The following is a 19,628-nucleotide window of genomic DNA, read 5'->3' as shown; positions in this document are numbered from 1 at the left end:
GGCATCGCTTCGGCGTCGGACAATGCGGTAAAGACAAAAGGATTAGAGCATTTCCGGTGAACCGGAAATGCTCTAAAATCCGGCGCCCGGTTCGGCGAGATAGGCCTGCTCTTTCGGCGTCGAAACCCGGCCGAGAAAGACGTTGCGATGCGGGAAACGGCCGTAGTCGACGATGACGTCGCGATGCCGCTGGGCATAACCAAGATACATTTCATCGTCATGCGCCTCGAATAGCGCGACCGAAAGCTCCTGGTCGGCAAAATCCTCGGAATGTTCGAGCGGCATGTAGAAGAAATGGCGCCGGCCGTAATCGACCAGCTTGTCGGCGCCTGCGTCCAGCGCCAGGCGCGCCTCGCGCCGCGCAATCCAGTCCGTCGCGAAGGCCATGGGCGACGCGCGGTACATGTTGCGGGGGAACTGGTCGAGCACGATGATCGCGGCAAGCCGCGCCTCGGGGCTTGCGCGCCATTCCGGCGTGACGTCCCGCGACAGGGCGAAATGCGTCGCCGCGAATTGCTGGCGGATTCGGGCATCGAGTTCGGGCGTCGGCTGCCACCAGTCCCTGGCCGTCAGCGTCTCGCACCAATAGGTGACGACCTCTTCCGGTGTCCTGATCCTGTCCTCACTCATGCCGCTCCCTCCATTCGCATGAGCCGCAATATGGCGGGGTGCGACCGGGTTGCAAGGGGGACGTTAGCAAAGCTTTACCCCGCCTGCGCTAGGCTCTCCGCGATCGAGGGACATGCCATGCTGAAATTCACCGGACTGTCGACGTCCGCCTATCGCAAGACCGGTTTCGACCTGCTGCTCAACCTGGAGGGCTCGACGCGCCGCGCCTATCTCGACACCGCGGCCGATCCCGCGCCGACGATCGGCATCGGCTTCAACCTGCGCTACAATCTCGAACCCGTGCTGAGGGCGATCGCCGGCAGCGGCTGGAACGCGACGCTGCAAGCGCGGCTGAAGACGGTCATCGACGACACCTATGCCAAGGGCGAGACCACGCTGCTCAACAGCCGGCTCGACAAGGTGATGGCCGAGTGGAACGCCACGCGCGACCCGAGCATGCCAAAAACCTTCGGCTTCACGTCCGACACGCAGATCCAGGCCGCCCTCACCGCCATCTCGCCCCGCTACGAGGCGGTCATCGACAAATGGCTCTCCGGCATCCCGAATTCCACGGAACGCGCCGTGCTGTTCAGCATGGCCTATAACGCGCCTTCGCTGCTCGGCCCGAAGCTGAAGGCCGCCATCCTCGTCGGCGACCGGGCGGAGGCCTGGTACGAAATCCGCTACAATTCCAACGGCAGCGGCCATGCCGGCATCGCCAACCGGCGTTACGTCGAGGCCGAACATTTCAAGCTCTTTGCCAAGGAAGGCACGGCGACGACGGCGGAGGCGCTGGATGCAGGCCTGATGTACACCGCGCACCGCGAAAAAATCCTGTCCTACGAAAGCCGCTTCGACGCCGACGATGCCGGCCGCATCAAGGGTTTTGCCGGCATCGATGCGATCTTCGAGGAATATGCCCCGGCCATAGCCCGCCTGAAGGCCGCCTACGGCATCAGCAAGGGGATGGCGCTGGAAGAGCTCCAGGTCGCCTCCGCCATCACCCGCACCCTCTCCGGCGACGGCACGGCCCATGATTCGACCGGGAACGACGCGGATTTCCTCATCGGTTCGTCCCACGCCAACACGCTGTCCGGCGGCGGCGGCAACGACGCCCTCATCGGGCTTGCTGGCAAGGACAGGCTCAACGGTGGCGCGGGCAACGACTGGCTCGACGGCGGCACCGGCGCCGACATCCTGACCGGCGGCAGCGGCGCCGACACCTTCGTCTTCCGCAGCGCCGGCGACATTGGCCTAGCCGCCGGAACGCGCGACCGCATCACGGATTTCGAACCCGGCCGCGACCGCATCGACCTCTCCGCCATCGACGCCAACGGCTCCGAGACCGGCCACAGCTTCACCCTTCTCGCCAAGGCGAAAGCCTTTACTGGCGATGCCGGCGACCTGCGCTGGTACACGACGACAAGCAGCGGCAAGGCCATCACCGTGGTCGAGGGCGACATCGACGGCGACAAGGCGGCCGACTTCCGCCTGGAGCTGGACGGCAAGCTGGCGCTTAGCAAGGGAGACTTCCTGCTCTAGGCGCGCGCGGCTGTTCCCCAGGGAACAGCCCGTTACGGTCGGTTTAATAGAACAGCGGTTCGCCTCGCCGATTGCACGGAACCCAGTTTTCGGCGGCATGACGATAACGCGCAACCGGCACCGTTCATTCGATGATCCATGACATTCTGACGATGGGGCTTCTTTTGTGCGGCGCGCACTGGCTGGCCGACTACCCCCTGCAACCGGACTTCCTGGTCAAGGCGAAGATCGAGGGTCCGCTGCGCGTCTATCACCTGATCGCGCATGCCGGCATCCACGCCACCATGGTGCTGCTCATCACAAAAAGCTCCGTCCTCGCGCTTGCCGAGTGGGTGCTGCACGCCGTGATCGACGAAGGCAAAACGAAGGGAAAGATCAGCTTTGCCCAGGATCAGGCGCTGCATCTCCTGTGCAAGCTTCTATGGCTGGCCGCAAGCTTCAACATCCTGAAAACCTGACGCGGAAACGCCAAGTCGACTGGCGCGCAGCGAACCGGAAATGAAACTGTAAAATCCAGTGTCTAGTGTAAAATGCGGGTTGGTAGAAAACCGCTAAGTAGTTGTATTTGGTGGGTGATCACGGGCTCGAACCGTGGACCCGCTGATTAAGAGTCAGCTGCTCTACCAACTGAGCTAATCACCCACAAGACCGTTTGTGCGGTCTGGAGGGGCGTATAATGGCGTTCTCCGGGCTTGTCTATACCCGCCCCGAAAAAAGATGCTTTCCGGGGCGAATTTCTTTCGCAGCGCAAAATAACCGTCACAAATCCAGCATTCCCGCAGCAAGCCGCACGGCCTGTCCGCCGATGCGCGCCCGGGCGATCGCGCCGCCCGAAATATCGAGATGCAGGTGGATCGAGGACGGCCGGCCCATTTCGACGCCCTGCTCGATCAGGAACGGGTGGTGGCCATCCACCAGCTTGTCGAAGAAATGGATGGCGCCGGAGAGCGCTGCGACCGCAGCGCCGGTCGCCGGGTCCTCGGAAATACCCATGTCGGGCGCGAACATGCGGGTGTGGAAACGCGCATTGTGGTTCACGCCGCCACGGCAATAGAGATAGGCGGAGGCGAGCCGGCCTTCTGCGAAAGGCGCGCAGCGCTCCCAGAGCGTCGGGTCGAACTCTACCGCGGCCGCGGCCGCAACGTCGTGCACCGGGATCATCACGAAGGCGACGCCGGCACTCCACAGCGAGGGCACGTGGTTCTCGAAGCCGACCTGGCCGGGTTTCAGGCTGAAGGCATCCGCCAGCGCCTGCCGGTCAAAGGTCGCCTCCAGGCGCGCCGATTTGCGCGGCACGTCGAATTCGGCAAAGGCGGCCTCGCGCACGCCGAGCTTCACCGCACAGCGCACCGGGCCGACATTCTCCTCCAGCATGCTCACCAGGTCGCGCGGCTGCGTGGCGGCGTCCTCGGCCGCTTCGGCGATCGCAATCGCCGCTCCCACCGTGGGGTGGCCGGCGAAGGGCAGTTCGCGGCCCGGCGTGAAGATGCGCAGGCGCGCGGTATGCGCCGGGTTTTCCGGCCGCTTCACGAAGACCGTTTCGGAGAGATTGAACTCGCGGGCGATGCGCTGCATCGTGCCGTCGTCGAGACCATCGGCATCGAAGACGACGGCCAACGGATTGCCGGCGAGCCGTGTGTCGGTGAAGACGTCATAGATGGCATAGCGACGGGACAAGGTATTCTCCGTATTCAGCTTTTGCCTAAACCTGCCCGAGCGGTCCTCCGCGGGCAAGCGGAAATGAAACCGCCGACGTATTAGAGATCCAGGCTCATCACGACGGGGCAATGGTCCGACGCCTTCGGCCGGTCCCAGCCGACACGCGGATAGCGCTCCACCTCCTGCCCCGGCGGAAAGATCGTGCGGAACGGCTGGCCGGCGCGGATGATCTCCGGCACCTGATGGGTGTTGCGCTCGGCAAGCGAGGGCGACAGCCAGATATAGTCGAGCTGGCAGAGATGGCGCTCCTCCGGCCCGCGGCTGTGGTAGAGCGTCCAGCGGTCGTCGACCGGCCGGCGCAGCATCGGGTTGACCGCAAATCCATCCGCGCTGAAGACGTCGAGCGCGCTCGCCGCCTCCTCCTGCGGCACGAAGCGATAGCCGGTGCGCCGGTCGCCCTCGATCGCCAGCTTCTCCTGGTAGTCGTTCATGTCGCCGCAGATGGCGAAAGCCTTGTTCGCTGTGCGGCCGACGCCGAAACGGTTCTCGATGATCCGGCGCACCGCGCGCGCCTCGGCGGTGCGCACCGGCATGGTCGACTGGCGGCCGTCCATGCCTTCGCGCCCCGGCCCCATCGACTTGAAATGCACGATATAGAGCGTCAGCGGCCGCCCGCCGATGCGCAGGTCCATCTCCAGGCAATCGCGCTTGAAGACCCTGTCGTCGGCCTTGAGGCCTTGTCCGAGATCCGGTGTAAAGAGATCGAAGTCGCGATAGGTGACCGCGGCATGGCTGCGGATGTCGACGCATTCGATGCGCTGGCCGTCGCGCGTCTCCTCGCGCATCAGCACCGAGACGTCGATGCCACGGCTGTCATTGCCCTCGATCAGGTATTTCTGGCGGTAACCGTTGCCGACCATGCGGAAGAGATAGCCATATTCGAAGGCCTGCAGCGCCGCCATGTTGTCGGTCTCCTGCAGGCAGAGGATATCGGCATCGGCATCCGCAATGGCGAGCGCCGAATGCTGGCGGGCGTCATCCGTATACGCGATGGCGCGAGCTTCCTCCAGCCGCTGGTATTCCGCCTCGTTGCGGATGTCGAAGAGGCGCAGCACGCGATCCTGGCGAACCTGGTTGCGAAAACCCGTGAAATCGAAACGGGTCATGAGGTTTTCGATGTTGAACGTGGCGAGGCGCAGCGACATGGGGCACTTTCGGCAGGAATGCGTATGGGCAGGCGGAGTGTAACCGGCTGACTGGCAATGGAAAGCGCCTTTTCGCCATGCACGCCGCCGCGACCGGAATAAACCGGCTTGCCATGCCGTTACCCACCACGGATGATACGTGTTCCGAGGCGGGCGGAGGGATCGCTCATGGGATTTTTATCCGGTAGATGGCGGGCGTTTCTGGCGGCATGGCTGGCCTTGAGCTTCCTCGCCTGCATGCCCGCCCGCGCCGCCGAAAGCTACATTACCAGCCCGGGCGAAGCCGCGCGGGCCGCGGGCCGCGTCAGCGAAGCGCTCGGCAGGACGCCGGAAGCGCACACGATCCGCATCACCGAGAAGGAAGTGAACCTCATCCTGCGCGGCGCGAAAGCGGGCGACGTGGACGAATGGCGGGTGCGCCAGGCGACCCGCCTGCTCTTCTTCGAATCAGAAGTCGTCAGCGGCCCCGCGGCGCGGTCCGCGCCGGCCATGGTGGCCGATATAACGAGCGGCCTCTTCCCGCTGGATGCGATCCCGCTGGCAAAGGTCGACCAGATCGCCACCCGCGCCATCGGCTATGCCCGGCTCGAAGGCGGCGGCACGGTGCAGTCGATCGAGATCTCCAAGCGCGTGAACCTGCTGCCGACGCCCTCCTACGGCCCGATCCGCTGGACGATCTACGTCGCCTCTCCGCGCGAAAGCGCCACCGTTTATGCGGATGCCGAGGGTACGATCATCGGCGGCGACCTTTCCAACACCGCCCGCGCGCGCCTGATGGATTTCTTCAAGGACGACGACTGGCCGAAGGAGCAGGCGCTGGAAAGCCTCACCTCCGTCATCGGCAGCAAGCCGATCATCCGCGATCTCACGGTCTATCCGAAATCCGTGCAGGTAAAGGCCGACCACCCGAGCATGGCGGAAACCACGGTCGGTTATTCCTGGGATATTTCCGGCGTCTCACGCTCGCCCATCACCTCGCCGATGTTCCCCGGCACGTCAGCGCTCCCCGGCTTTTCGCTCGCCGATGTCGATCTGTCGCGGCTTGCCATGATCCGCGACAAGGCGAAGGAAGCCTGGCAGAACGACAAGTCGACGATGAGCTACATGATGCTGAAGCTCTCCACCGACGGACCGGGCAAACCGGAACTGCGCTGGGTGGTGCATTTCACGGATCTCGGCGAGCCGGGGGAAATGACGCTGTTCACCGCCAGCGGAACCGTGGAAGTGACGACCGACGGCACGGTGCGCGTCGCCAACCTGCCCGATGCCCGCAAGCCGAAGCGCAACTGGCTCGATCCGGACATGACCGAGAAGACGCTGGGCGTCATGGCCGAGCAATTCGGCAAGAACGCCCGCTTTGCCGAAATCAGCGTCAGCAGGGATTCGATGCGTATCCTCGCCGAAGTCCCGGATACGCCCGGCACCATGCGCGACTACAATGTCAACGACCGCGGCGTCACGGCATCGAGCATGATGATGCCCTGGGATTCGGAATTCCGGCCGGAACGGCTTTTCCGCATGAGCGACATCGCCTTCTTCTCCGCGGCCAAGCTCAACGAACTGACGGCGCGGACCTTCTCGCGGCTTCAGGTCGGCTCGGAAATGCCGCTCTCGCGCTATACCTTCTCGATCGGCCAGTTGATGTCGCCCGACGGCAGCTTCATGGTGCCCTCGCCGGATGGCAAGGTGACGCTCGAAATCCGGCTGGAAAGCCCGGACGGCTGGAAAGGCGGCCGCGTCACCTATTCCTCGACAGGCGATGAAATCGATATCGTGATGCCTTAGCGCATGTCCCTTCAAATCGGAACGATTTGAAGAAAGGCGTATGCGCAAATCAAAAGCCTTAGAGCGTGGTGAGCAGCAGGCTGGTTTCGGATTTCGAGACGCCATCCATGGCGCGGATGCCGCGCAGCACCCGCTCGAATTCCATGAGGTTTTCCGTATGGATTTCCGCGACGAGGTCCCAGGCGCCGTTCGTCGTGTGCAGCGCCCGCACCTCCGGAATGCCGCGCAGGGTCTGGATGGCGGCGAGCGTCTTCTGGCCGGTGATCTCGATCATCGTGATGGCGCGCACGGCATGCGGGTCGTCGGCCTCCGTCACGCGCACGGAAAAGCCGGCGATGACGCCGTCGCGCGTCAGGCGCTCGATGCGGTTCTGTACCGTGCCGCGCGAGACCTTCAACTCCGCCGCAAGGGCTGAGAGTGAAGCGCGGCCGTCCTTGCGCAGCAAGGCGAGAAGTTTCCGGTCGATCGTGTCCATGGCCTTGCCGAAATGTCAGTTTGTGATGACGAAATGGCAATCCACCCTGCAATTTTTCCAAAAAATTGCCGTTTCGCTTGCCATCGTCCTTGGCTAGCCTTGCGCTTCCCTCAACGCAACCGCTTTCGGCAGGCCCATGTCCCCCACGAATGAAATCTCCGCTCGACGTGCCCGCGAACTCTCCCTGCTGATGACCCGCTGGCCGAGCGTGACGGGATCGCCGGACGAGGCGAGCTTCTCCGAAAAACTCCGGGCGCATCTGGCCGAAACGCCCTATTTCCGCCAGCACCCCGACCGGCTCTTCACCGTTGACAGCCATGGCGAGCCGATGACCGAGAATGTCGTGGCGCTGGTGCGCGGCAGTGGGCGCAGGACGATCGTGCTGGCCGGCCATTTCGACACCGTCTCCATCGCCAATTACGGCACGCTCGCGCCGCTCGCCTGCGATCCGGAACCGCTGACGCAAGCGCTGCTGAAGGAACTGCGCAGCCGGCCACTGAACACCGCGGAGACTAAGGCGCTGAAAGATTTCGAGAGCGGCGACTTCATTGCCGGGCGCGGCTTGCTCGACATGAAAAGCGGCCTTGCGGCGGGCATCGCGGTGCTGGAACGTTTTGCCGGGCTGGAGGCGCCGGAGGGCAACCTTCTCTTCGTCGCGACGCCGGACGAGGAAAACCGCTCGCGCGGCATGCGGAGCCTGCGCAACGCGCTGCCGGAGATCGCCCGCCGCTTCGACCTCGACATTGTCGGCGGCATCAATCTCGACGCGTCGAGTTGCGAGCGCGACGGCGAAGAAGGCCGCGCGGTCTATCTCGGCTCGATCGGCAAATTCGCCCCCTTCGCCTTCGTCATCGGCCGGCCGACCCATGCCGGTTATCCCTTCAACGGCACCAGCGCCCACCGCATCAGCGCCGAGATCACCCGCGCCATGGATACGGTGCCGGAACTCAGCGACGAGGCGTTCGGCGAGCGCTCCCCGCCGCCCGTCTGCCTGGAAGCGCGCGATATCCGCGACGGCTATGACGTGACGACACCGGACCGCGTCTGGCTCTCCTTCAACTGGCTGACGCACAGCCGCAGCGCCAGCACCATCCTCGGCGATTTCCGCACCATCGTCGCCGGCGCGCTGCAAACTGCGCTCGACACCCAGGAGGCCCACACCGCCCGCTACCGCAAGCGCGATGCGGCGAAAACGCAGGGCACGGTGCTCACCTACGCGGAGCTGCTCGCCCGGCTCGATGCCGCGGCCCTTGCGCGGCTGGAGGCGCTCGACCGCTCGCTTTCGGGCGGCACGGATCCCCTGAAAGTCAGCCGCGAGATCGTCGCGGCGGCGGCGACCGAAGCAGGCGTCGAAGGCCCAGCCGTGATCATCGGCTTCGGCAGCCTGCACTATCCGCTGGTGCATCTGGCGCAGGCCAAGGCCGGACGGCAGATGCAGGAGCGGCTACAGCGCGTGATGGCCGAGGCCGCCAAGCGACATAACACGTCGATCAAGTTCAAGCAGATCTTCGCGGGCATTTCCGACATGAGCTTCTTCGGCCACCGGCCGGAAGCGGGCGAAACCGGCTTGCTCGCCACAAACACGCCATCGGCAGCCTTCACCGACCATGCGCCGGAGGGCCTGCTCTCCTTCCCCACGGTCAATATCGGACCGTGGGGCCGCGATTATCATCAGAAATGGGAGCGCGTGCACGCCCCCTACACGTTCGAAGTGCTGCCGGATCTGGTCTTCGAATCGGCTGTGGCCTGCTTCGCCGAGTAGGCGAATTGGCCCCTCATCCGGCTGCCGCCACCTTCTCCCCGCAAGCGGGGCGAAGGAATATGCCGCGCCGGCTTCCTCAACCAATGACCGTTTCCGGGGCACGTCCCCTCTCCCCGCTTGCGGGGAGAGGGTTAGGGTGAGGGGCCAACCAATACGCCAATCAGGCAGCCAAGCGTTCCTTGCCAAGCAGGCGGCCGAGGCGGGAGATGCCTTCTTCGATCGTCGCAGCGTCGGCGCAGGAGAAGCTGAGGCGCAGCGTGTTGGCGCCGCTGCCGTCGGCGTGGAACGCCTGGCCCGGCACGAAGGCGACCTTTTCGGTCTCGATGGAACGGGCGAGCAGCGCCGCGCCATCCATGCCGGCCGGCAGCGTGACCCAAACGAACATGCCGCCCTCGGGCTTGGTCCAGCTGACACCTTCCGGCATGTATTTCTGAAGGGCGGCCAGCATGGCGTTGCGGCGCACGCTGTAGGCGGCACGGATCTTTTCGACCTGGGCGTCGAAACCGCGCTCGGCGACATGGGCGATCGCCATCTGGTTGATGGTCGAGGAATGCAGGTCCGCCGCCTGCTTCATCAAGACGAGCTTGCGGATGACGGGCGCCGCCGCGACGATGTAGCCGACGCGCAGGCCCGGAGCCAGAGTCTTGGAAAAGCTGCCGCAATAGATGGTGCGGGCGGCGTCGATATCGCCCTTGGCGGCGATTTCCAGCGCCAGGATCGGCGGCACGGCCTCGCCGTCGTAGCGCAGCGACTGATAGGCGGCGTCCTCGATGATCGGGATATCCAGCTCTTCGGCGAGCGTCAGCAGCTTCTCGCGGCCGGCACGGTCGACCGTTTCGCCGGTCGGGTTGGCGAAGTCGGCGGAGAGATAGGCGAATTTCACCCGCCCGCCCGCGTCCGCCGCCGTCGCACGATAGGCGTCCGGCGTGCGGTTGCCGGAAAGGTTCAGCCGGTCATAGGTCGGCTCATAGGCATTGAAGGCCTGGAGCGCGCCGAGATAGGTCGGCCAGGTGACGAGCGCCGTGTCGTTCGGCGACAGGAAGAGCTTTCCGAGATAGTCGAGGCCCTGCTGCGAGCCGGAGACGATGAAGACATTGTCGGCCGAACAGGGAATGCCGAGCTTGCCCATCTCGCCGGCAAGCCAGTCGCGCAGCGGCTTGTAGCCTTCGCTGACGGAATATTGCAGGCCGGCCGCAGCCCCCTCGCCCGAGAGCACGTCCGTATAGGCGGCGGAGAAGGCTTCCTTCGGGAACAGCGCCGGATCCGGAATGCCGCCAGCGAACGAGATGATGTCGGGCCGTTCGAGCAGTTTCAGCAGCTCACGGATTTCGGACGCCTTCATGCGCGACGCACGCGTCGCGAAGGCCTGTTCCCATTTGAACATAGGGGTTTCCTCGGTCTGTTGTTTGAACGCACCTCATCACGGCGCCGTTTTTATGTCAATAATGCTGACCTAAATATTCGCACCAAGAAGACATGCGCACTCGACCGAGGTTTCGTGCGGATTTAATCTCGCCGGAGCGGCGTCACCCCGGCTGCCTCTTCACGCGCCGGACGCGCTCAGGTCGCCCGGTCGCTGTAGAGGCTGAGCAGCACCAGCGTGGCTATACTGCCCAGGATCAAGAGATCGAACCAAGCGAAGTATTGGATAATCGTGGTCATCGCACTATCCTCCTGACAGCGGAACGAAACACTACTGTATTTTGTTCCTGTTCGGCCGCTTAGGCAAGTTTTTTACTTGCTGCACCGCACTGCGCTAGAAGGATGCACTGCATTATTTCAGCTTTACTGAAATAAAAAACCGGGCGGAAAACCGCCCGGCCTTGTATGCCCGGAAGGGGCAGATGCGCTTAGTTGACGGCCTTGTCGACCAGCTTGTTCTTGCCGATCACCGCATTGCCGCAGGCATGCAAGCAAAGAACGGGGATCGGCAAGCCGCTTAGTTGACCGCCTTGTCGACGAGCTTGTTCTTGCCGATCCACGGCATCATGCCGCGCAGCTTCGCGCCGACTTCTTCGATCTGGTGCGAGTCGTTGTTGCGGCGGATGCCCTTGAAGCGTGCGCCACCGGCCTTCCATTCCTGCATCCACTCGGAGGTGAACTTGCCGGTCTGGATGTCCGTCAGGACGCGCTTCATCTCGGCCTTGGTTTCGGCGGTGATGATGCGCGGGCCGGAGACGTATTCGCCCCACTCGGCAGTGTTGGAGATCGAGTAGTTCATGTTGGCGATGCCGCCTTCATAGATCAGGTCGACGATCAGCTTCACTTCGTGCAGGCACTCGAAATAGGCCATTTCAGGCGCATAGCCGCCTTCGACCAGCGTTTCGAAACCGGCGCGGATGAGTTCGACGAGACCGCCGCACAGAACGACCTGTTCGCCGAAGAGGTCGGTTTCGCACTCTTCCTTGAAGTTGGTCTCGATGATGCCCGAACGACCGCCGCCGACGCCGCAGGCGTAGGAGAGCGCGAGGTCAAGCGCGTTGCCCGAAGCGTTCTGGTGAACGGCAACGAGGCAGGGAACGCCGCCGCCCTTCTGGTATTCGCCGCGAACCGTGTGGCCCGGGCCCTTCGGCGCGATCATGACGACGTCGACCGAGGACTTCGGCTCGATGAGGCCGAAATGCACATTGAGGCCGTGCGCGAAGGCGATGGCAGCGCCGTCGCGGATGTTGCCGGCGATGTCGGCCTTGTAGATGTCGGCCTGGAGCTCGTCCGGCGTCGCCATCATCAGGAGGTCGCCCCACTTGGCGGCGTCGGCGACGGTCATGACCTTGAAGCCATCGGCTTCGGCCTTCTTGACGGTCGGCGAACCTGCCTTGAGCGCGATCACGACGTTCTTGGCGCCGGAATCCTTGAGGTTGAGGGCGTGGGCGCGGCCCTGGGAGCCGTAGCCGACGATGACGACATTCTTCGCCTTGATGAGGTTGAGATCGGCATCACGATCGTAATAGACGCGCATCGATGTTTCCTTCCCTTGCTGTCTGTTAAATTGAACCGGCGGTTCGTCCGGCCGGTCTTACCCTTTCGCGCCGTAGAGCGTCAGGAAGGCATCCACCGCCTTCTCCGCCCGCGGCGAGAATTCCTTTTTCAATGCCCCGGCATCTTCCCCGAGCAGCATGCGCAGATGCATGTCGGAGACGATCAAGCCGTAGAGCGTGCCGTATGCCTCGTCTGCACTGTCGAAGGCAAGCAGCTTTGCCTTGCGGCCGGCTTCGAGCAGCGCTGCGGCGCGTTTGCCGATCTGCCGGCGGCCGCGCTCCTGCAACAGGCGGCCGAGCCCGGCGCCCTCGCGGCTCGCCTGGCCGATGGCGAGGCGGTTCAGCGCCAGCGACACATCGCCCGAAAGCACGTCGATCAGGTCGCAGGCAAAGGCGAAGAGATGCTTGCGCAGCGTCTCCGCCGTCAGCGCGCCGGCGCTCACCTCGACGGTGCGCACCTTGCCGGCCTGGTAGGTGATCATCGCGGAGATCAGCCCGTCGCGGTCGCCGAACCACTTGTAGAGGCTTTCCTTCGAGCAATTCGCCGCGCGCGCCACGCCGGCCGTCGTCAGCGCCCGCTCGCCGCCTTCGACCAGCAGGCCGAGCGCACGCTCCAGCACCGCGCCCTGACGTTCCGTCAGTCCCGCGGCGGCTGCGCCCGCTCTGCCCTGCTCCACGAAATGCACGATGATCCCCTGTCGAATTTTTGCGTACCGTACCGTACGGTTCGGCATCTTCTAGCGATCTCCGCCGGCCCGGTCAACAACCTTCTTGCAAGGGAGGGAAAGCGGGTGATTTGCAGGGTCAAATCCTGCTTCCAAGACCTGCTGCACCACGCAATAATCGCTGCAATGCACAACGACGAAGAAATTTTTATTCCGCTATGTCGCTGATTTGAAACAGAAGTCCTTCCAAATCGTTCAGGCACCACACCGCGCACAAAATTTTTTGCTTCCCAAGACGTTTCCGATTGTTAAGATTTGTGAGACCTGCGGTGCAGCAGGCCGTTCTGGACAAGCACGGCCATGCCGGCATCGAGGCCTGAGTATCAGGAGTACGAAGCGAAACGCCCTTACGCCAAGGAGACAGAAAATGTTGAATTTCCTGCCAGACCTTCACGAAGGACATGCTCCCATCACTCTGCAGCAAGTGTTCGGCGACGCCCTGGAAGCCTTTGACGCCTGGGAAGACGAACGCGCCGAACCGATGGTGATCTACGAAGACCAGATCATTCCCATCGGCATCGTCTTCGAAAGCATGCGCGAGTGCACGGATATCCTGCCACGCACCATGGCGGAGATCGTTGCCGACACCCTTGCCCGCAATCCGGCAACCGCCGGCGCGGACATCCTCACCTTCGGCGATGCGGCCCGGCTAGCCGTGGCTCTCGTCGAACAGCGCCGCCTCTACGGCGAGGCTGCCATCGCCGCCTTCCTCGACCATCACCGCGTCGACAAGCGGCGTCCTGCCTGATCCAGAGAAAGTCCCGTCCCTGGCGGGACTTTTTCTTTTCATCGCATGGTAAGACGGGAATAAGGAACAGGCGCTACCCGTTATGGGAGTGCCTGCCCTCCTGCGACGGATTCCCGCCATGTTTCGCCTCGCCGCTGCCGCCCTTCTTCTCTCCGCCCTGCCCGCAATCGCCGCCGAGGAGCCGCCCTATGTCGGCACCTGGAATTGCGAGGTCGCGACCTTCACCTTCACCGCGGACACCTATGATTCGGGCGAAGGCCCCATGCCGATCGTGAAGAGCGAAAAGGACGGCGGCGCCTATACGCTGACCTTCGCCGACGACTACCGCATTGGCCTTGCCAACATCACCGACAGCGAGATGGACTGGGCCTCGGAAGCGAGCGGCGACATGTTTCACTGCAAGAAGATCGTGAAGTGAGGATATGGCGATGAAAAGACTGGTTCTGGGTGCCCTCCTGATCGCTCTTGCCGCCGGCACGGCCGCTGAAGCCGCCGAAAACCGCTGCGGCTGGCTGCACAATCCCACGCCGGCGAACTGGTGGCTGAATGACGCCGACGGAAGCTGGACATTGATGACGCAGGGCGGCGGCGAGGAGCCTGACGGCATCGACATCATCCCGGACATTTCCGCCGGCGACTATGTGCGCACCAACGGCAATTATGGATACGCCTGCGCCTGCATGAGCGTCGACACCGACGATGCCGACGGCCGCATCCTCGCCATTCATTCCTTCCGCCAGTTGCCGATCGCGAAATGTGCGAACGATCCGGCCCTTTCACCGCCGGATTGATCAAGCACAAAAGCCGGCGTGCTCCTGTCTTGACCCGGGGCGTCGAAGCACTTATTTCTCCCGCATCGAGATTTGAACGTTGACTTCTGCATTTGCAGGCGTTCCCGCCTGCAGTACGAACCTACCCTTCAAATTCGACCTCCCATGGTCGCCAATCCGGCGACCGAAGATTGATTTGACGGCTTAGAAAGGTTTCGTCATGGCAACTGGTACCGTAAAGTGGTTCAACACGACCAAGGGCTACGGCTTCATTCAGCAGGACAGCGGTGAGCCGGACGTTTTCGTCCACATCTCCGCCGTTCAGCGCGCCGGCCTCACGGGTCTGGACGAAGGTCAGAAGGTCAGCTTCGAGCTGGTCCGCGACCGCAAGTCCGGCAAGATGTCGGCTGATCAGCTCGCCGCAGCCTGATCGCCGCCACGGCACTGAAATGGAAAGGCCGGTTTCGACCGGCCTTTTTTATGCCCGCTATTCGGCGTGATCGACCGGCAGGCGCGATCCGCTCTTCAGCACCTCCATCGAGATCGAGGCGGAAACGTCGAAAAGCTCGACCTTGCGCACGATGCGCTTGTAGACCACGTCGTAATGCTCGACGCGCGGCAGCACGATCTTGAGAATATAGTCGTAATTGCCCGTCAGCCGGTGCGCCTCGACGACCTCGGGAATATCGGCGATCGCCCGGGAAAACAGCGCGATCCAGTCATCGCTGTGATGCGCCGTCTTGATGAGCGCAAAAACCGTCGTCGGCACGCCCATCTTGTCGCGGTCGAGCAGGGCCACCCGCCCCGCAATGTGCCCGCTCTCCTCCAGCCGCTGGATGCGGCGCGCACAAGCCGAGAGCGAAAGGTTCACCTTCTCCGCCAGCACGGCGACGGGCGCGCCCGCATCCTCCTGCAACAGCGCCAGCAATTTCCGGTCCCGCTCATCCAGCACGCCGAGATTCTCCGCTCAATTCAAAGATGGAGCAATGAAAGCGCGCAGATGACCAACTTTGCAAGAATAATTGGCGCGAGCACACCAAGTCGGTCGAAACTTTGCGAACAATCGCCGCGAGGGGCGCGGCATTCTGGTCGTCATGGACATCACCAGCGGGAGACGAGCATGAAGACGATCGGCCTTATCGGCGGCATGAGCTTTGAGAGCACGGCGGTCTATTACCGCATGATCAACGAGGCGGTGCGCGCGCGGCTGGGCGGCCTGCATTCGGCGGACGTGCTGGTGCATTCGGTGGATTTCCAGTCGATCGTCGACCTTCAGAAGGCGGGCCGCTGGGATGCCGCCGGAGAGCGCCTCGGCGCCGTGGCCGCGGGCCTGGAAAAGGCCGGCGCGGACTGCGTGCTGATCTGCACCAACACCATGCATCTCGTCGCCGATGCGGTTCAGGCCGCCGTCAAGGCGCCGCTCCTCAACATCATCGACGAGACCGCGCGCGAAATTTTCGCAGCCGGCAAGCGTCGCCCGCTGCTGCTCGCCACGCGCTACACGATGGAACACGGTTTTTACGCGGACCGCATGAAGGCGGTCGGCCTCGACGTGATGGTGCCGGACGACACCGGCCGCACGCTGATCCACGACGTGATCTTCAACGAGCTCTGCCAGGGCAAGGTGCTTGAAACCTCCCGCGAGCGCGTGCTCGCCCTGATCGAGACGGCGCGCGAACAGGGTGCGGACTGCGTCATCCTCGGCTGCACGGAAATCTGCCTGCTGCTCGATCCCGAAAACCTGCCGCTGCCGGGCTTCGATTCGACCGCGATCCATGCCAGGGCCGCCGTCGATTTCGCGCTTGGCCCGCTCGCCATCAGCAAGGCGGCTTGAGGCCGCTCAAGCCTCGCGAAGCGCCTTCTCCTGCCAGCGGCATTCCTCCAGCCCGGCCCGTGCGAACGGGTCGGTCAGCGTGCCGGAGACGATCGCCGCCAGGATCTGCGGCGCTGGCGGAATTTTCGCGACCGTCGCGACCAGCCGGTCGCGCAACCAGGCGATCGCCTGCGAATCCGACTGGTAGAACGGCGTGAAGACGTAGGAGAGAAGCTGGAACAGCCGCACATGGTTGCGCCGGGCGGCCGCATAGGCCGCCAGCCCCTCCTCCAGCGACGCCGCCGATGACAGGGCATGCGCCAGCGCGGCCGCGTCGAGCAGCGCCATGTTGGCCCCCTGCCCGAGCTGCGGGCTCGTTGAATGGGCGCTGTCGCCGATGAAGACGATGCCATCCGCATAGGGCGGCAGCGTGGTGCGGTGGGCGTAGCGGGCGAGCGCCAGCTGGTCCCAATCCGTGATCTGGTCGAGGAAGGGCGCCGTCTCCGGCCAATAGTCGCGGATGCCGGCCTTCCAGCGCTCCAGCCCCGCCTGTTTCACCGCCTCTGCCTCTGAAGTCTTGAGGCTCCAGAAGAAGGCGGCCTTGCGCCCCTCACCCGCATGCGCACGCCCGACCGGCAGCACGCCGATCATCACCTTCGCGGCGTCATACCTTTGGGCAAGAGCGCGCGCATCATGCGCGATGTCGTCGCAATCGAGCGTCGCCCAGAAGGCGCCCCAGGGCAGCTCCCGCACATGCGGCGAGACGATGGAGGCCGCGACAAGCTGCGAGCGCGCGCCGGTCGCATCGATCACCAGATCGTAGTCGCCGACGATCTCGCCATCGGGATCGTGCAGGGCCGTGCGGGCCTGCCGGGTTTCGGCCTTGGCGAGCGTGATGCCGGTGCGGATGGGAAGCCCCTCGACCTTCACCGCATCGTGCAGCACCGAAAACAGCGCCGCCCGGTGCACGGCAAGGCCATAACGGCCGCCGGAAAGCGCGTCGTAGCGCACGTCGAGCACGGTCCGGCCGCTGCGGGCATCGGCGCCGTGCAGCCGGTCGATGCGGTTGCCGAGCGCGTGGATGGCGGGCGACAGGCCGAGGGCGTCGAGCACGGTGAGCCCCGTCGGCTGCATCAGCAGGCCCGAGCCGACGGGCGACGGCTGGTCGAAGCGCTCGATGAGTTCCACCCGATGGCCGGCGCGCGCCAGAAAGAGCGCGGCCGCGAGCCCCGCAGGCCCTGCGCCGGCAATGCCGATATCCAGTCGCTTCATGCCGCCTTCCCCGGTGCGTCAGTCCTTGGCGGCGTCATAGACCAGGCGTGCAGCCCGGATCGCGCCGTGGTTCTCCGTAGACCACTGCACGAGGGAGCGCAGAAGCGCAAGGAAGGAGTGGCCGAGCGGCGTCAGCCCATATTCGACGCTGGGCGGCTGGGTGGGATAGACGGTGCGCGTGAGATAGCCGTCGCGCTGCAGGTCGCGCAGCGTCTGGGTCAGCATGCGCTGCGAAATGTCCGGAATGAAGCGGCGGAGTTGCGAGAAGCGGCGCGGCCCGTCGGCAAGGCCGAGGATCATCAGCGAGGTCCACTTGCCGCCGACGCTGTCCAGCACGTCGCGCACCGGACAATCGTCCATTGACATGGCAATGCCATCGATCAGCATGACGCGTTCGCCCTCGGCGCGCTCGACGATCTTGTTCATAGAAGGTTCCCTCCAGGTAACCACCGCAGAAAAAACTGCCTCCTTTACAGGCTCTAGCAGATCACCAGATAAGAGCAAGTCTCAATAAGAGACCAACCCTCAGCAGGAACCGTAGGCGCCTTCCCGCCAGCCCTGCCAGAAAGGCCATAGACATGACCGACACAGTTCTCATTACCGGCGCCTCCGGCCAGCTCGGCCGCCTCGTCCTCGACAAGCTCATCGCCTCCGGCAAGGTCGCGCCGGCCGATATCATCGCCACGACGCGCGACACCGCCAAGCTGGAGGCCTATGCCGCCAAAGGTGTCACGGTCCGCGCCGCCGATTTCGACGATGAAGCCTCGCTCGGTGCCGCCTTCGCCGGTGCCGGCAAAGTGCTGATCATCTCGACGGACGCGCTCGACAAGCCGGGCCGCCGCCTCGCCCAGCACAAGGCCGCCGTCGCCGCCGCAAAGAAGGCCGGCGCGAAGCACATCCTCTACACCTCCATGCCGCAGCCGGACGATTCGCTCGTCACCTTCGCCCCCGACCATCTCGGCACCGAACAGGCCATCAAGGCGACCGGCATCCCCTACACGATCCTGCGCGACGGCTGGTATGCGGAAAACCTCTTCATGTCGCTGCCGCACGCGCTTGCAACCGGCTCTTGGTACACCGCCACCGGTGAGGGCAAGATCGCCCATATCACCCGCGACGACACCGCCGCCGCCATCACCGGCGCGGTGCTGAAGGCTGGCGACGAAAGCAAAACCTACACGCTGACCGGCCCGCAGACCCACACGGCGGAAGAAATTGCCGCCATCGTTTCCGCTGCAACCGGCAAGCCGCTTAATGTCGTGCATGTGACGGATGCCCAGCTTGCCGAGGGCCTGAAGGGCGCCGGACTGCCGGAAGGCTTCATCCCCACCATCGTCTCCTTCGACGCCAACACGCGCGAGGGCAAGATCGCGATGGTCACGAGCGATGCCGAAACGCTGTCCGGCCGCCCGCTGACCCTGTTCGAGGACTTCGTCGCCGCCAGCAAGGCAGCGTTTCTAGGCTGATGATTTTTTGGTGCGGCGCTCCTAAAGGGGCGCCGCGCTGCCGTCAGACGTCCTGGCCGCAGGCGCGGCAGAAGCGGCGCACCGATTCCGCCATGCCATATTCCAGCGCATCGGCAGTCAGGCCATGGCCGATCGACACCTCGGCAAGGCGCGGAATGCGCGCAACCAGCATCGGCAGGTTGGCGACCGTCAGGTCGTGGCCGGCATTGACCTCAAGGCCGAGATCGAAGGCGATATCCGCCGTCGCGCCGAGCACGTCGGCAATGCGCTGGGCCTCCGCCGGATCGTCGTAACAGCCGCCATAGGGACCGGTATAAAGCTCGATCCGGTCGGCGCCGACCTCTTTCGCGATCGTCAGCGCCTCGTGGTCCGGCGCGCCATCGGCGAAGACCGAGACACGAAGGCCGAGCTTCTTCAGCCGGCCGACGATGTTGCCGAGAAGATTGTGGCTCCTGCGAAAATCCCAGCCATGGTCCGAGGTCGCCTGCGACGGATCGTCCGGCACCAGCGTAACCTGCTCGGGGCGATGCTCCTCGACGAGGCGCATGAACCCCTCTTCCGGAAACCCTTCGATGTTGAATTCCAGGCCGGCAAATTCGCTGTCGATGAGGTTGCGGATCGGCGCGAGATCGGAGAAGCGCACATGGCGCTGGTCCGGCCGCGGATGCACGGTAAGCCCGCTGGCGCCGGCCTGAAGGGCGATCCGGCCAAGGCTCGTGACGCTCGGCCAAGGCAGGTCCCGGCGGTTGCGCAGCATGGCGATGGCGTTGAGATTGACCGACAGTTTCGCAGGCATGACGAAGCGGGCTCCTGTTGAAG

Annotated in this window: 21 protein-coding genes and 1 tRNA gene; 10 read left to right on the top strand and 12 right to left on the bottom strand. The window is 64.1% G+C overall.

Features of this window, described 5'->3' with window-relative positions; genetic code table 11:
* Nucleotides 1-72: 72 nt before the first annotated feature.
* On the bottom strand, nt 73-630 hold the full coding sequence (locus AC1Q6Z_RS05795; RefSeq protein WP_492647027.1) for a DUF924 family protein: 558 nt from the start codon (nt 628-630) through the stop codon (nt 73-75).
* A gap of 117 nt (nt 631-747) precedes the next feature.
* Here AC1Q6Z_RS05795 and AC1Q6Z_RS05790 point away from each other — a divergent pair, with 117 nt between their 5' ends.
* On the top strand, nt 748-2,151 hold the full coding sequence (locus AC1Q6Z_RS05790; RefSeq protein WP_492647026.1) for a M10 family metallopeptidase C-terminal domain-containing protein: 1,404 nt from the start codon (nt 748-750) through the stop codon (nt 2,149-2,151).
* Nucleotides 2,152-2,282: 131 nt separating this feature from the next.
* Nucleotides 2,283-2,609, top strand: coding sequence for a DUF3307 domain-containing protein (locus AC1Q6Z_RS05785; RefSeq protein ID WP_492647025.1), 327 nt, complete (start codon nt 2,283-2,285; stop codon nt 2,607-2,609).
* A 108-nt stretch (nt 2,610-2,717) separates the two neighbouring features.
* Here AC1Q6Z_RS05785 and AC1Q6Z_RS05780 read toward each other — a convergent pair.
* From AC1Q6Z_RS05780 to AC1Q6Z_RS05770, 3 genes are all read right to left on the bottom strand, one after another.
* Nucleotides 2,718-2,793: transfer RNA gene (locus tag AC1Q6Z_RS05780), tRNA-Lys, on the bottom strand.
* A 117-nt stretch (nt 2,794-2,910) separates the two neighbouring features.
* Entirely contained in the window at nt 2,911-3,828 is a 918-nt protein-coding gene (locus AC1Q6Z_RS05775; RefSeq protein ID WP_492647024.1) for a PhzF family phenazine biosynthesis protein, read from the bottom strand.
* A gap of 80 nt (nt 3,829-3,908) precedes the next feature.
* Nucleotides 3,909-5,015 (bottom strand): endonuclease/exonuclease/phosphatase family protein, encoded by a 1,107-nt coding sequence (locus AC1Q6Z_RS05770; RefSeq protein ID WP_492647023.1) that lies wholly within the window; start codon nt 5,013-5,015, stop codon nt 3,909-3,911.
* Between the two features lie 168 nt (nt 5,016-5,183).
* On the opposite strand from AC1Q6Z_RS05770, the gene AC1Q6Z_RS05765 reads away from it, so the two are divergent.
* Nucleotides 5,184-6,800, top strand: a complete 1,617-nt coding sequence (locus AC1Q6Z_RS05765) for a hypothetical protein (protein ID WP_492647022.1) — start codon at nt 5,184-5,186, stop codon at nt 6,798-6,800.
* Nucleotides 6,801-6,858: 58 nt separating this feature from the next.
* Here AC1Q6Z_RS05765 and AC1Q6Z_RS05760 read toward each other — a convergent pair whose 3' ends face one another.
* The gene (locus AC1Q6Z_RS05760) at nt 6,859-7,275 is read right to left on the bottom strand and encodes an Lrp/AsnC family transcriptional regulator (protein ID WP_492647021.1); all 417 of its coding nucleotides are present in this window, start codon (nt 7,273-7,275) and stop codon (nt 6,859-6,861) included.
* A gap of 136 nt (nt 7,276-7,411) precedes the next feature.
* On the opposite strand from AC1Q6Z_RS05760, the gene AC1Q6Z_RS05755 reads away from it, so the two are divergent.
* The gene (locus tag AC1Q6Z_RS05755) at nt 7,412-9,037 is read left to right on the top strand and encodes a M20/M25/M40 family metallo-hydrolase (protein WP_492647020.1); all 1,626 of its coding nucleotides are present in this window, start codon (nt 7,412-7,414) and stop codon (nt 9,035-9,037) included.
* A gap of 160 nt (nt 9,038-9,197) precedes the next feature.
* Here AC1Q6Z_RS05755 and AC1Q6Z_RS05750 read toward each other — a convergent pair whose 3' ends face one another.
* The 3 genes from AC1Q6Z_RS05750 to AC1Q6Z_RS05740 all read right to left on the bottom strand — a co-directional run bounded on the left by AC1Q6Z_RS05750 (nt 9,198) and on the right by AC1Q6Z_RS05740 (nt 12,749).
* Nucleotides 9,198-10,421, bottom strand: coding sequence for an aminotransferase-like domain-containing protein (locus AC1Q6Z_RS05750; RefSeq protein WP_492647019.1), 1,224 nt, complete (start codon nt 10,419-10,421; stop codon nt 9,198-9,200).
* A 555-nt stretch (nt 10,422-10,976) separates the two neighbouring features.
* Complete coding sequence (gene ilvC / locus AC1Q6Z_RS05745) at nt 10,977-11,996, bottom strand: ketol-acid reductoisomerase (RefSeq protein ID WP_256117012.1); 1,020 nt, start codon at nt 11,994-11,996, stop codon at nt 10,977-10,979.
* 57 nt (nt 11,997-12,053) lie between these two features.
* Nucleotides 12,054-12,749: a TetR/AcrR family transcriptional regulator C-terminal domain-containing protein gene (locus tag AC1Q6Z_RS05740; RefSeq protein ID WP_492647018.1), complete on the bottom strand. Its 696-nt coding sequence runs from the start codon at nt 12,747-12,749 to the stop codon at nt 12,054-12,056.
* 358 nt (nt 12,750-13,107) lie between these two features.
* Between AC1Q6Z_RS05740 and AC1Q6Z_RS05735 the strand changes: the two genes are divergently transcribed.
* The 4 genes from AC1Q6Z_RS05735 to AC1Q6Z_RS05720 all read left to right on the top strand — a co-directional run bounded on the left by AC1Q6Z_RS05735 (nt 13,108) and on the right by AC1Q6Z_RS05720 (nt 14,688).
* Nucleotides 13,108-13,488 (top strand): BRA0787 family protein, encoded by a 381-nt coding sequence (locus tag AC1Q6Z_RS05735; protein ID WP_256117016.1) that lies wholly within the window; start codon nt 13,108-13,110, stop codon nt 13,486-13,488.
* 118 nt (nt 13,489-13,606) lie between these two features.
* Nucleotides 13,607-13,906, top strand: coding sequence for a hypothetical protein (locus AC1Q6Z_RS05730; protein ID WP_256117017.1), 300 nt, complete (start codon nt 13,607-13,609; stop codon nt 13,904-13,906).
* Nucleotides 13,907-13,916: 10 nt separating this feature from the next.
* Nucleotides 13,917-14,279: a DUF4087 domain-containing protein gene (locus tag AC1Q6Z_RS05725; RefSeq protein ID WP_492647017.1), complete on the top strand. Its 363-nt coding sequence runs from the start codon at nt 13,917-13,919 to the stop codon at nt 14,277-14,279.
* A gap of 199 nt (nt 14,280-14,478) precedes the next feature.
* Nucleotides 14,479-14,688, top strand: a complete 210-nt coding sequence (locus AC1Q6Z_RS05720) for a cold-shock protein (protein ID WP_256117019.1) — start codon at nt 14,479-14,481, stop codon at nt 14,686-14,688.
* Between the two features lie 57 nt (nt 14,689-14,745).
* Here the strand turns inward: AC1Q6Z_RS05720 and AC1Q6Z_RS05715 are convergent, their stop codons facing one another.
* Nucleotides 14,746-15,210 carry an Lrp/AsnC family transcriptional regulator gene (locus AC1Q6Z_RS05715; RefSeq protein ID WP_256117020.1) on the bottom strand — a complete coding sequence of 155 codons (465 nt, stop codon included), beginning with the start codon at nt 15,208-15,210 and terminating at the stop codon, nt 14,746-14,748.
* A gap of 168 nt (nt 15,211-15,378) precedes the next feature.
* Here AC1Q6Z_RS05715 and AC1Q6Z_RS05710 point away from each other — a divergent pair, with 168 nt between their 5' ends.
* Entirely contained in the window at nt 15,379-16,092 is a 714-nt protein-coding gene (locus tag AC1Q6Z_RS05710) for an aspartate/glutamate racemase family protein (protein WP_492647016.1), read from the top strand.
* A 6-nt stretch (nt 16,093-16,098) separates the two neighbouring features.
* Here AC1Q6Z_RS05710 and AC1Q6Z_RS05705 read toward each other — a convergent pair whose 3' ends face one another.
* Together AC1Q6Z_RS05705 and AC1Q6Z_RS05700 are read right to left on the bottom strand one after the other, a co-directional pair.
* Nucleotides 16,099-17,343: an FAD-dependent oxidoreductase gene (locus tag AC1Q6Z_RS05705; protein ID WP_492647015.1), complete on the bottom strand. Its 1,245-nt coding sequence runs from the start codon at nt 17,341-17,343 to the stop codon at nt 16,099-16,101.
* A gap of 18 nt (nt 17,344-17,361) precedes the next feature.
* Nucleotides 17,362-17,769 (bottom strand): winged helix-turn-helix transcriptional regulator, encoded by a 408-nt coding sequence (locus AC1Q6Z_RS05700; RefSeq protein ID WP_256117024.1) that lies wholly within the window; start codon nt 17,767-17,769, stop codon nt 17,362-17,364.
* Nucleotides 17,770-17,921: 152 nt separating this feature from the next.
* Here AC1Q6Z_RS05700 and AC1Q6Z_RS05695 point away from each other — a divergent pair, with 152 nt between their 5' ends.
* Complete coding sequence (locus AC1Q6Z_RS05695; protein WP_492647014.1) at nt 17,922-18,809, top strand: SDR family oxidoreductase; 888 nt, start codon at nt 17,922-17,924, stop codon at nt 18,807-18,809.
* Between the two features lie 43 nt (nt 18,810-18,852).
* Here the strand turns inward: AC1Q6Z_RS05695 and AC1Q6Z_RS05690 are convergent, their stop codons facing one another.
* Nucleotides 18,853-19,605 (bottom strand): pyridoxine 5'-phosphate synthase, encoded by a 753-nt coding sequence (locus AC1Q6Z_RS05690; RefSeq protein WP_492647013.1) that lies wholly within the window; start codon nt 19,603-19,605, stop codon nt 18,853-18,855.
* Nucleotides 19,606-19,628: the final 23 nt, after the last annotated feature.

Source organism: Shinella sp. GW835-FHT14H05 (assembly GCF_058793575.1).
This window is presented reverse-complemented; position numbering and strand designations above follow the sequence as displayed.